Genomic DNA, 10,965 nt, shown 5'->3' on the forward strand with positions numbered 1-10,965 from the left:
ATATATTCTTTGAATTTCTGCGCGAGGAGAAGTGAATGGCAAGGTTTCAAGGACGTTTCTGTGTTGGGCTAGTTTGCCTTTCAAGCCTTTTGGCAATCCCCGCGTTTGCGCAATCAACCGAGTTAACCATTGAAGAGCGGATTAACCGGTTAGAACAAGAACTTCGTGAATTGCGCGAAGAGAATGAACGCTTGCAGCGACAAACCGAGCAAGAGCTGGAGCGGACCGAGCACGAAGAAATTGCTGAAGAAACGACCCAAGATAATTCGCAACAAGCGGACGAAAGTGCTGAGGATGGTATATCCATTGGCGGCGCTGTTCGCTTTCAATATGTGGTGGCAGACTATAATCGACCACAACGGGATCGGGGTGGCGATCTGGATTTCGACCTCATTCGAATCGACTTTAACGGTCGCATGGGCGACGTGATTCTCTCTGCACAGTATCGCTGGTTTCAATATATGGAAGCAGTACGCCATGCCTATGCAGGCTATGACTTTTCCGATGAGTGGCAGGGACAGGTAGGTTTGGTCATTCAGCCTTTTGGCGTCATGCCGTACAACTCCCACAATTACTTCTTTAGTACCAATTTCTATGTGGGTATGGAGGATAACCCAGGTGCTGGCTTGCGCGTTATGCGCCGAAGTGATGAATGGGACCTCGATTTTGCGTTTATCAAAAATGATGAACTTGGAGGCTCAACGGGTTTTACCCGGAGCTTGGCCGATCGCTATGCCTACGATGTAGTGGGTGTTCGCTTAGCGGGCGAAGACCCATTTGCAGACCCATCCCAGCTTGCTAGTGAAAGCAATACCTTTATGGTACGCGCTGCTCGCAAATGGCAACTTGCCCCGGAACAATCCCTAGAAGTGGGAATGTCGGGTCAGTACGGGCGTTTCAATGATGGCGTTGCAAATATTGGTGACCGTCAGAACATTGGGATTCATGCGATATACAATACCGGGCCATGGGAATTTCAAACCCAATATGCCCAATATGACTACACCTTTGACATGGAGAATGCGGGGGTTGTGGTGGGTGCCTACGCCTATTTTGAAACAATTCCCTCGCGCGCCGATTTATGGACCGCCAATTTAGCCTATAGTATGCCCGTTCAGTTTGGCCCAATTTCAAACTTGCTTTGGTATAACAACTACAGCTTGATGACGAACAAACGGGAGTTTGCCGATGATACCTGGATGAACGTTCTCGGTGTCGCCGTGACCGCGGGCGGTCTTTACACCTATTTTGATTTAGTAATGGCACGAAATCATCCGTTCATTGGTGGTTCAACAGGTGTTGACGGGGGTAGTACTAACACGCGTTTTAATATAAACTTCGGTTACTATTTTTAAGCTGTTCTGGGGCATCCTCCTCGGTGCCCCAAACACCTTTCTTTTCTTCAAAATCCCTCTATCTTATCCCTTTTTTTTCTGTTACAATTTCGCGCCCTTTTAATATGGGGTCTTCTTCCTGATATTCAGAAAGAAGTTGTTTGGACTCGGGAGAGTCTGGTTTACTAACTCAAGCGGAGCACTGAGATGATCCAGATGCAAACTATGCTGGACGTGGCCGACAACTCCGGCGCGCGCAGCGTACAATGTATTAAGGTTCTAGGTGGTTCGCACCGCCGTTACGCAAACATCGGTGACATCATCAAAGTGTCAGTGAAGGAAGCAATTCCTCGTGGCAAGGTGAAGAAAGGCGATGTTTATAATGCGGTGGTCGTTCGCACCCGGAAAGGCGTCCGTCGGCAAGACGGCTCTGTTATCCGTTTTGACCGCAATGCGGCTGTATTGTTGAATAACAACTCTCAGCCAATTGGGACCCGTATCTTTGGCCCGGTGACTCGTGAATTGCGCGGTGAGCAATTTATGAAGATCATCTCTCTGGCGCCAGAAGTACTATAAGGAGTCTATAAATGGCGGCAAAAATCAGACGTGATGACGAAGTGGTTGTGTTAGCTGGTAAAGACAAAGGAAAGCGCGGAAAAGTGCTTTCAGTTTTAACCGGCACCGATCGTGTAGTGGTAGAAGGCGTTAACGTAATTAAGAAGCATCAGAAACCTAATCCGTCTCTGAATGAACCAGGTGGCATCGTAGAAAAAGAAGCCCCTATTCATGTTTCTAACGTTGCGATTTTCAACCCAGCGACAGGCACAGCAGATCGAGTTGGTTTCAAGATTGAAGGCGAGAAGAAAGTTCGCGTTTTCAAATCTAACAATGAAACCATCTAATTGAAATTTGGAGTATACGATGGCGAAACTGCATGATTTTTACAATGAGACTGTAGTTCCTGATCTGATGAAACAGTTCAGCTACACCAGTGTCATGCAAGTCCCTCGGATTGAAAAAATCACCCTGAATATGGGTGTTGGTGAAGCATTAGTTGACAAAAAGATTCTCGACAATGCAGTTGCAGACCTTGAAGCCATTACTGGCCAAAAGGTTGTGCGTACTGTTGCGCGTAAATCTGTCGCTGGCTTCAAGGTCCGTGAAGGCTTCCCGATTGGTTGTAAAGTAACTCTACGCGGCGAGCACATGTGGGATTTCCTGCAACGATTAGTCTCTATTGCGATTCCTCGGATTCGCGACTTTCGTGGTTTAAACCCGAAGTCTTTTGACGGTCGCGGGAACTACAGCATGGGCGTTCGTGAGCAAATCATTTTCCCTGAAATTGACTATGACAAGGTTGATCGGGTACGTGGTTTGGATATCACGATTACCACCAGTGCACAAAGCGATGATGAAGCGCGTGCATTGCTGTCTGCCTTTAACTTTCCGTTTAAAAAGTAAGGTGTAGAGTTATGGCAAAAGTTTCTATGAAAATGCGCGATATCAAGCGAGCAGCTTTAGCTGCGAAATACGCTGATAAACGCCGCGCACTGAAAGCTACTATTAGCAATCCAGCAACCACTGACGAACAGCGCTGGGAAGCCGTTCTGGAACTTCAGAAGCTTCCTCGTGATTCCAGTCCTTCACGTCAGCGTAACCGCTGCCGGGTGACTGGTCGTCCACATGGTTATCTGCGTAAGTTTGGAATGAGCCGTATCAAGGTTCGTGAAAAAGCTATGCGCGGTGAAATTCCTGGCTTGAAAAAAGCTAGCTGGTAAGCCACGAATCACGGGAGAAAGCAATAATGAGCATGCAAGATCCAATTGCGGATATGTTTACTCGCATTCGCAACGCTCAGTCTGCGAACAAAGTAGCAGTGGTGATGCCAGCATCAAAGCAGAAAGAAGCAATCGCTCAAGTTCTGCAAGATGAAGGTTATATCACCGCGTACAAAGTAGAGTCTGGCGTTAAACCAGAGCTGGAAATCACGTTGAAGTACTTCGAAGGCAAACCTGTCATCGAGTCTATCCAGCGTGTTAGCCGTCCTGGTCTGCGGATTTATAAGAAGCGTAACGAACTGCCTAAAGTAATGGGCGGTCTCGGTATTGCAGTTGTTTCTACGTCGAAAGGACTGATGACTGATCGTGCGGCCCGCGCAGCAGGCTTGGGCGGCGAGATCATCGGTTACGTAGCGTAACGGGAGGTAAGGATATGTCACGCGTTGCTAAGGCACCTGTTGCTATCCCTGCCGGCGTTGAAGTTACGCTTAACGGCCAGGAAGTAACAGTAAAGGGCGCTAAAGGAGCTCTGACTCGTGTGTTCAACGATGCAGTAGAGATTGTTTCTGCTGATCAAGAACTGCGTACCACACCTCGTGAAGGTGTTGCGAACGCTGTCGCACAGGCAGGTACTGCTCGCGCTCTATTAAATAACATGGTTATCGGGGTTACCCAAGGCTTTGAACGTAAACTGAACCTAGTAGGTGTTGGTTATCGTGCACAAGCTCAAGGTAGCAAACTGAATCTGAGCCTAGGCTTCTCACATCCAGTTGAGTATGCGGTTCCAACAGGCGTTACTGTTGAAACTCCAACTCAAACTGAAGTTGTGGTGAAGGGCGCTGATAAGCAACTGGTAGGTCAGGTTGCTGCGAATATTCGCGCTTATCGTAAACCAGAGCCTTATAAAGGCAAAGGTGTACGTTACAGCGACGAGCAAGTGCGCCGTAAAGAAGCCAAGAAAAAATAGGGTAATACGATGGACAAGAAATCAGCTCGCTTACGTCGTGCTACTCGCGCACGTAAGAAAATTCAAGAGTTGGGTGCAACCCGTCTGGTGGTTCACCGTACCCCGCGGCATATTTATGCTCAGTTGATCGCAGCAAGTGGCTCAGAAGTAATCGCTTCTGCTTCTACTGCAGAAAGCGCGATTAAAGAGCAGGTGAAAAGCACGGGTAACGTGGAAGCCGCAAAATTCGTCGGTAAGTTGATCGCCGAGCGTGGAAAAGAGAAGGGCGTTGAGTCTGTATCTTTCGATCGCAGTGGCTTCAAGTACCACGGTCGTGTTGCTGCACTGGCAGATGCTGCCCGTGAAGCAGGACTGCAGTTCTAGGAGACGATAATGGCAAATCAAGAAGCTCAAAACGGTGAACTGGTTGAAAAATTGATCACAGTCAACCGCGTCTCTAAAGTGGTTAAAGGTGGTCGCATCTTTAGCTTCACTGCGCTGACTGTGGTAGGTGATGGACAAGGTAAAATCGGTTTCGGATACGGTAAAGCACGTGAAGTGCCTGCTGCAATCCAGAAGGCGATGGAAAAAGCGCGTCGTAACATGGTAACTGTTGAGTTAACCAATGGTACGTTGCAGCACCCTGTTAAAGGTCGTCACTCTGGCTCGAACGTATACATGCAGCCAGCTTCTGAAGGTACAGGTATCATCGCCGGTGGTGCGATGCGTGCAGTACTCGAAGTAGCAGGTGTACATAACGTTCTGTCAAAAGCGTACGGTTCAACTAACCCAATCAACGTTGTTCGCGCAACGATTAAAGCTCTCGAGGCTATGCACTCGCCTGAGCAAATCGCTGCAAAACGCGGACTGTCTGTTGACGAAATCGTGGGGTAATGAACGATGGCGAAAAAGACAATCAAGGTTACTCAAACTAAAAGCTCAATTGGCCGCTTACCAAAGCATAAAGCCACTTTAGTAGGTTTGGGTTTGCGCCGTATTAACCACACAGTTGAACTGGAAGATACACCTTCAGTTCGCGGTATGGTGAATAAGGTTTATTACATGGTTAAGGTAGAGGAGTAAGACATGTTTTTGAATTCTCTCTCTCCTGCACCTGGTGCAAAGACTGCTAAGAAGCGCGTTGGTCGTGGTATTGGTTCTGGTCTTGGCAAAACAGGTGGTCGCGGTCACAAAGGTCAGAAATCTCGTTCAGGCGGAAGCGTGAAACCAGGTTTCGAAGGTGGTCAAATGCCACTTCAGCGCCGCTTACCGAAGTTTGGTTTTACGTCACGTAAAGCAATGCAAACTGCGGAAGTAACGCTGGGTGAATTGGCCAAAGTTGCCGGTGATACCGTGACTCTGGACGGCTTGAAAGAAGCAGGCTTGGTGAAGAAGAACATTTTGTTCGTAAAAGTCATCAAATCTGGCGAAATCAGTCGTGCAGTCACTGTACAGGGTATTAAAGTCACTAAAGGCGCGCGCGAGTTGATCGAAGCGGCCGGCGGCAAAGTCGAAGGATAATTGACTCATGGCTAAACCAGGATTGGAAAAATCCAGCGCGAAAGGCGGATTATCAGAACTGAAAACGCGTTTGTTGTTTGTTCTTGGAGCAATCATCGTATTCCGTGCTGCGTCTTTCGTGCCGATTCCTGGTGTAGATGCAGCCGTATTAGCTGATTTGTTTGAACAGCAACGGGGCACCATCGTGGCCATGTTTAACATGTTCAGTGGTGGTGCTCTCGAGCGTGCGTCGATTCTGGCGTTGGGTATTATGCCCTACATTACCTCAGCCATTATTATGCAATTGTTAGCAGTGGTTCATCCAAAGCTAGCAGAGCTGAAAAAGGAAGGGGAAGCCGGTCGACGCAAGATCAGCCAATACACGCGTTGGGGTACTCTCGTTCTCGCAACGATGCAGTCGATAGGGATCGCAACCGGTTTACCAAACCTGATACCAGGCTTGGTGGCAAATCCGGGTTTTGCGTTCTACTTTACTGCAGTGGTGAGCTTAGTTACGGGAACTATGTTCCTGATGTGGCTAGGTGAGCAGATTACGGAGCGAGGCATCGGTAACGGTATCTCAATTATCATCTTTGCCGGGATTGTTGCAGGCTTGCCTTCAGCGGTCGGTCAAACAGCAGAGCAAGCACGTCAGGGCGACCTGCACCTGTTACTTCTGTTGTTAATCGGAGTAGTCGTTATTGCGGTTACTTACTTTGTTGTATTTGTAGAGCGCGGACAGCGTCGGATTGTGGTAAACTACGCCAAGCAACAGAAAGGTCGTAAAGTTTTTGCCGCACAGAGTTCACATTTGCCATTGAAGGTTAATATGGCAGGTGTAATTCCACCGATTTTCGCGTCAAGCATCATCTTGTTCCCTGGCACTATGGCGTCATGGTTTGGACAAGGTGAGGGCGGTGTAGCAGAAGCATTACAAAACGTTGCGTTGACATTGTCACCGGGACAGCCTTTGTATGTGATGTTATATGCTGCTGCGATTATCTTCTTCTGTTTCTTCTATACTGCGTTGGTATTTAACCCACGCGATACAGCAGATAACTTGAAGAAGTCAGGTGCGTTTATCCCAGGCATTCGCCCAGGTGAACAAACCTCGCGCTACATTGACAAAGTGATGACACGACTCACGCTGGCTGGCGCTCTGTACATAACATTTATCTGTTTGGTTCCTGAATTCATGATGATTGCGTGGAACGTTCAGTTCTACTTTGGCGGAACATCATTATTGATTATCGTCATCGTTATCATGGATTTCATGGCTCAGGTACAAACTCATTTGATGTCTCATCAATATGAGTCGGTACTGAAAAAAGCGAACCTTAAGGGCTACGGCCGCTAAGGTCGTTGGTTACGGAGACTAGCAATGAAAGTACGTGCTTCCGTTAAGAAGATCTGCCGGAACTGCAAGGTCATCAAACGCCACGGAGTTGTCCGGGTGATTTGTACTGACCCTAAGCATAAGCAACGGCAGGGTTAAGAAAGAAGTTTCACAGTCCGGCATTTGCCGGGCTGTGATAAATGCTATTTGCATTAAGTAAAAAATGCTATTTGCATTAAGTAAACCGGTTGAGTATCCTAACGGGCTTTTCAACTGGTGCCCATTAAACTATAGGAGATATGTTAGTGGCCCGTATAGCTGGCATTAACGTCCCTGACAACAAGCATGCAGTTATTGCATTGACATCGATCTTCGGTATCGGTCTGACTCGCTCAAAAGCGATTTTGGCTGCCGTTGGTATCGCTGAAGATACAAAACTAAGCACTTTGTCAGAGGAACAAATCGACGTAATTCGTGATGCGGTTGCAAAATACTCGGTAGAGGGTGACCTGCGTCGTGAAGTATCAATGAACATTAAGCGTCTGATGGATCTCGGTTGTTACCGTGGTCTCCGTCATCGTCGCAGCTTACCTCTTCGTGGTCAGCGCACTAAAACTAATGCGCGCACCCGTAAAGGTCCGCGTAAACCGATTCGTAAGTAAGGAGAAGCGATCATGGCTAAAACACCTACTCGCGCTCGGAAACGCGTTAAAAAGCAAGTGACCGACGGCATGGCGCATATCCATGCGTCTTTCAACAACACGATCGTGACAATCACCGATCGCCAGGGCAACGCATTGTCTTGGGCTACTGCTGGTGGCTCAGGGTTCCGTGGCTCGCGTAAATCAACTCCGTTTGCTGCTCAGGTAGCTGCAGAGCGCGCAGGCGAAATGGCGAAGGAATATGGTCTGAAAAATTTGGAAGTGTTCGTGAAAGGACCAGGTCCAGGTCGTGAATCTTCGATTCGTGCCTTGAATGCGGTCGGTTACAAAATCACAAACATCACCGATGTGACTCCTATTCCTCACAACGGTTGTCGTCCGCCTAAGAAACGTCGCGTTTAATTGGCGTGAAACGATAGTTGGAGAAAGAACATGGCTAGATATTTGGGTCCAAAACTCAAACTGAGTCGTCGCGAAGGCACCGACCTCTTTCTAAAGAGCGGCGTACGTGCAATCGACTCAAAATGTAAGTTGGAGAATGCACCTGGTCAGCACGGCGCGCGTCGCGGTCGTTTGTCTGATTACGGTCTCCAGTTGCGCGAAAAGCAAAAAGTTCGTCGTATTTTCGGCGTGCTCGAAAAGCAATTCCGTAACTACTATAAAGAAGCTGCGCGAATTAAAGGCAACACCGGTGAGAACCTGCTGCAATTACTCGAGGCGCGCCTCGATAACGTAGTATACCGGATGGGCTTTGCGTCAACTCGTGCTGAAGCGCGTCAGTTGGTAAGCCACAAAGCGATCGTTGTAAATGGTCGTGTTGTGAACATTCCATCGTTTCAGGTGAAGCCTGAAGACGTGGTCAGCGTTCGCGAAAAAGCTAAGAAGCAAGCACGAATTGGTGCTGCGCTTGAGCTTGCAGAGCAGCGTGAAAAACCGACTTGGGTAGAAGTAGATACTAAAGAAATGTCTGGTATCTTCAAACGTCTACCAGAGCGGACTGACCTGTCTGCAGACATTAACGAACAGTTGATCGTAGAGCTTTACTCTAAGTAAGGCCTCAGCATAAAGAGAGGACACAATGCAGGGTTCTGTAACCGAATTTCTGAAACCGCGACTCGTTGATATCGAGCAAGTGAGCACCAACCGCGCAAAGGTAACTTTGGAGCCGTTGGAGCGCGGTTTCGGTCATACGCTGGGTAATGCACTGCGTCGTATCCTTCTCTCTTCAATGCCAGGATGTGCGGTAACTGAAGTAGAGATTGACGGCGTACAGCATGAATACAGCACGAAAGAGGGTGTGCAGGAAGACATCATCGAGATCCTGCTCAACCTAAAAGGTCTGGCTGTCAAACTGAACGGCAAAGACGAAGCTACGTTGACTTTGAGCAAGTCAGGCGTAGGTCCTGTAACTGCAGCCGATATCACCACTGATGGTGATGTTGAAATCTGCAATCCGGACCACCTGATTTGTACGTTGACCGGTGACATTGATTTTTCAATGCGCATCAAAGTTGAACGCGGTCGTGGTTACGTCCCTGCAAACGTTCGTCAGCAGAATGAAGAAGAAGGTCGTTCGATTGGACGTCTTTTGGTCGATGCTTCATTTAGTCCGGTTGAGCGTATTGCCTACAATGTCGATGCGGCACGTGTAGAGCAACGTACTGACTTGGATAAACTGGTTATCGATATGGAAACCAATGGTACTATCGAGCCAGAAGAAGCAATTCGTCGAGCGGCAACAATTTTGGCTGAACAGCTAGAAGCCTTCGTTGAATTGCGTGATGTAAGCGAACCAGAAGAGAAAGAAGAGAAACCGGAATTTGATCCGATTCTCCTGCGTCCAGTAGATGATCTGGAGCTGACTGTCCGGTCTGCAAACTGTCTGAAAGCAGAAGCGATTCAGTATATTGGCGATCTGGTTCAGCGCACTGAGGTGGAGCTTTTGAAGACTCCTAACCTTGGTAAGAAATCGCTGACTGAAATCAAGGATGTACTTGCGTCACGTGGATTGTCTCTGGGCATGCGTCTTGAGAACTGGCCACCAGCAAGTTTGATGGATAACGACTAAGGACGCCGATTAAGGTCGCCTAGGTAGAAGATTTACTGAGAAGGGTATTGGTATGCGCCATCGTAAGAGTGGTCGTCAACTTAACCGAAACAGCAGCCATCGTCAGGCTATGTTCCGTAACATGGCTAGCTCATTGGTTCGTCACGAAGTGATCAAAACCACTGTGCCAAAAGCGAAAGAGCTGCGCCGAGTAATTGAACCTTTAATTACTTTGGCAAAAGAAGATAGTGTTGCAAACCGCCGTTTGGCCTTTGCACGCACTCGCGATAAAGAAGTTGTAGGTAAGCTTTTCAACGAGCTAGGCCCACGTTTTTCAGAGCGTCCAGGTGGTTACACCCGGATTCTGAAATGTGGTTACCGCGCTGGTGATAACGCCCCTATGGCATTTATCGAGTTGGTTGACCGACCTGTAACTGAAGAAGTTGTAGAAGAAGCGGCTGCTGAAGAGTAAGCACTTGGTTCCAACACTTAATAAAAACGGAGTCTTTTAGGCTCCGTTTTTTTATGTTTAATTGCTTGTGACAAGTAAGATAGCTTTTTATAGTGTCGTTCTTTCCTCGGTAATGAGCGTAAGTACCGGAACGACGACATAGTATGGGAGACGAATGAAATGCCAAGCTTTGATATTGTTTCTGAGATAGATAAAGTTGAGCTGCGCAATGCGGTGGATAATGCGAGCCGTGAGTTAAGTACTCGGTTCGACTTTCGTGGGGTTGAGTCAGAGATTGAGCTTAAGGACTTAACGGTTACCCTGAAAACGGAATCAGATTTCCAAGCACGTCAGTTGCTGGAGATATTACGTAACCAGTGTACGAAGCGCGGCATATCGTTAGCAGGTGCTGATATTGAAGATACACCTGTTCACAGCGGCAAAACGTTTTCTTTTCATGTTGTATTTAAGCAAGGCATCGATCAAGCCGTCGCAAAACAGATAACCAAACTCATAAAAGAGAGCAAGGTGAAGGTACAGACATCCATTCAGGGTGAGAAAGTGCGGGTTACCGGTAAGAAACGTGATGACTTGCAAATGACCATCGCCTTGTTAAAAGACTCCGATATAGAGTTACCCCTGCAATTTGAGAATTTCCGCGACTAACTATTGGTGAAATGTTAAAAAACTGTGATATTTCGTTAATTTAGAGGGTTTTCTAAGCGTTTCGAACAGAAAGTGAGCGATCGGTGTTTTTTTTGAAAAAAGATCTTGATCGCACTCATTCGATCCTTATAATGCGCCTCCGTTGTCAGGGAGAACTTGGCAGCCTGAAATCAAGAAGTAGCGCAAGATTGCGCGGGATCAAATAAAGATCCAAAGCTGCTTGACTTCGCCTAAGGGTCGCGTAG

At 47.7% G+C, this 10,965-nt stretch carries 19 protein-coding genes; all 19 read left to right on the plus strand.

Annotated elements, in window-relative coordinates:
- Positions 1 to 35 precede the first annotated feature (35 nt).
- The 19 genes from HXZ99_RS10595 (at position 36) to HXZ99_RS10685 (ending at position 10,720) form a co-directional block, all read left to right on the plus strand.
- Complete coding sequence (locus HXZ99_RS10595; protein ID WP_194757264.1) at positions 36 to 1,355, plus strand: carbohydrate porin; 1,320 nt, start codon at positions 36 to 38, stop codon at positions 1,353 to 1,355.
- 186 nt (positions 1,356 to 1,541) lie between these two features.
- Positions 1,542 to 1,910, plus strand: coding sequence for a 50S ribosomal protein L14 (gene rplN, locus HXZ99_RS10600; protein WP_143236533.1), 369 nt, complete (start codon positions 1,542 to 1,544; stop codon positions 1,908 to 1,910).
- Positions 1,911 to 1,921: 11 nt separating this feature from the next.
- On the plus strand, positions 1,922 to 2,236 hold the full coding sequence (gene rplX / locus HXZ99_RS10605) for a 50S ribosomal protein L24 (RefSeq protein ID WP_194757265.1): 315 nt from the start codon (positions 1,922 to 1,924) through the stop codon (positions 2,234 to 2,236).
- Between the two features lie 19 nt (positions 2,237 to 2,255).
- A complete protein-coding gene (gene rplE, locus HXZ99_RS10610) occupies positions 2,256 to 2,795 on the plus strand; it encodes a 50S ribosomal protein L5 (protein WP_143236531.1) in 540 nt (179 codons plus the stop codon).
- A gap of 11 nt (positions 2,796 to 2,806) precedes the next feature.
- Entirely contained in the window at positions 2,807 to 3,112 is a 306-nt protein-coding gene (rpsN, locus tag HXZ99_RS10615) for a 30S ribosomal protein S14 (RefSeq protein WP_143236530.1), read from the plus strand.
- Between the two features lie 26 nt (positions 3,113 to 3,138).
- Positions 3,139 to 3,531: a 30S ribosomal protein S8 gene (gene rpsH / locus HXZ99_RS10620; protein WP_126777759.1), complete on the plus strand. Its 393-nt coding sequence runs from the start codon at positions 3,139 to 3,141 to the stop codon at positions 3,529 to 3,531.
- Between the two features lie 14 nt (positions 3,532 to 3,545).
- Positions 3,546 to 4,079, plus strand: a complete 534-nt coding sequence (gene rplF, locus HXZ99_RS10625; RefSeq protein ID WP_194757266.1) for a 50S ribosomal protein L6 — start codon at positions 3,546 to 3,548, stop codon at positions 4,077 to 4,079.
- Positions 4,080 to 4,088: 9 nt separating this feature from the next.
- On the plus strand, positions 4,089 to 4,442 hold the full coding sequence (gene rplR / locus HXZ99_RS10630; RefSeq protein WP_194757267.1) for a 50S ribosomal protein L18: 354 nt from the start codon (positions 4,089 to 4,091) through the stop codon (positions 4,440 to 4,442).
- Between the two features lie 9 nt (positions 4,443 to 4,451).
- A complete protein-coding gene (rpsE, locus tag HXZ99_RS10635) occupies positions 4,452 to 4,952 on the plus strand; it encodes a 30S ribosomal protein S5 (RefSeq protein ID WP_143236526.1) in 501 nt (166 codons plus the stop codon).
- A gap of 6 nt (positions 4,953 to 4,958) precedes the next feature.
- Entirely contained in the window at positions 4,959 to 5,141 is a 183-nt protein-coding gene (gene rpmD, locus HXZ99_RS10640) for a 50S ribosomal protein L30 (RefSeq protein ID WP_126777763.1), read from the plus strand.
- A gap of 3 nt (positions 5,142 to 5,144) precedes the next feature.
- A complete protein-coding gene (rplO, locus tag HXZ99_RS10645; protein ID WP_194757268.1) occupies positions 5,145 to 5,579 on the plus strand; it encodes a 50S ribosomal protein L15 in 435 nt (144 codons plus the stop codon).
- 7 nt (positions 5,580 to 5,586) lie between these two features.
- Positions 5,587 to 6,915, plus strand: a complete 1,329-nt coding sequence (secY, locus tag HXZ99_RS10650; RefSeq protein WP_194757269.1) for a preprotein translocase subunit SecY — start codon at positions 5,587 to 5,589, stop codon at positions 6,913 to 6,915.
- Positions 6,916 to 6,939: 24 nt separating this feature from the next.
- The gene (rpmJ, locus tag HXZ99_RS10655) at positions 6,940 to 7,053 is read left to right on the plus strand and encodes a 50S ribosomal protein L36 (protein ID WP_072155090.1); all 114 of its coding nucleotides are present in this window, start codon (positions 6,940 to 6,942) and stop codon (positions 7,051 to 7,053) included.
- 146 nt (positions 7,054 to 7,199) lie between these two features.
- A complete protein-coding gene (rpsM, locus tag HXZ99_RS10660; protein WP_194757270.1) occupies positions 7,200 to 7,556 on the plus strand; it encodes a 30S ribosomal protein S13 in 357 nt (118 codons plus the stop codon).
- Positions 7,557 to 7,568: 12 nt separating this feature from the next.
- The gene (rpsK, locus tag HXZ99_RS10665; RefSeq protein WP_007419210.1) at positions 7,569 to 7,958 is read left to right on the plus strand and encodes a 30S ribosomal protein S11; all 390 of its coding nucleotides are present in this window, start codon (positions 7,569 to 7,571) and stop codon (positions 7,956 to 7,958) included.
- Between the two features lie 30 nt (positions 7,959 to 7,988).
- Positions 7,989 to 8,609: a 30S ribosomal protein S4 gene (rpsD, locus tag HXZ99_RS10670; RefSeq protein ID WP_143236521.1), complete on the plus strand. Its 621-nt coding sequence runs from the start codon at positions 7,989 to 7,991 to the stop codon at positions 8,607 to 8,609.
- A gap of 25 nt (positions 8,610 to 8,634) precedes the next feature.
- On the plus strand, positions 8,635 to 9,624 hold the full coding sequence (locus tag HXZ99_RS10675) for a DNA-directed RNA polymerase subunit alpha (protein WP_194757271.1): 990 nt from the start codon (positions 8,635 to 8,637) through the stop codon (positions 9,622 to 9,624).
- A gap of 52 nt (positions 9,625 to 9,676) precedes the next feature.
- Entirely contained in the window at positions 9,677 to 10,075 is a 399-nt protein-coding gene (rplQ, locus tag HXZ99_RS10680; protein WP_194757272.1) for a 50S ribosomal protein L17, read from the plus strand.
- Positions 10,076 to 10,234: 159 nt separating this feature from the next.
- A complete protein-coding gene (locus tag HXZ99_RS10685; RefSeq protein ID WP_194757273.1) occupies positions 10,235 to 10,720 on the plus strand; it encodes a YajQ family cyclic di-GMP-binding protein in 486 nt (161 codons plus the stop codon).
- Positions 10,721 to 10,965: the final 245 nt, after the last annotated feature.

The sequence above is a fragment of the Aliidiomarina indica genome (genome assembly GCF_015354615.1).
Taxonomy (GTDB): Bacteria; Pseudomonadota; Gammaproteobacteria; order Enterobacterales; family Alteromonadaceae; genus Aliidiomarina; species Aliidiomarina indica.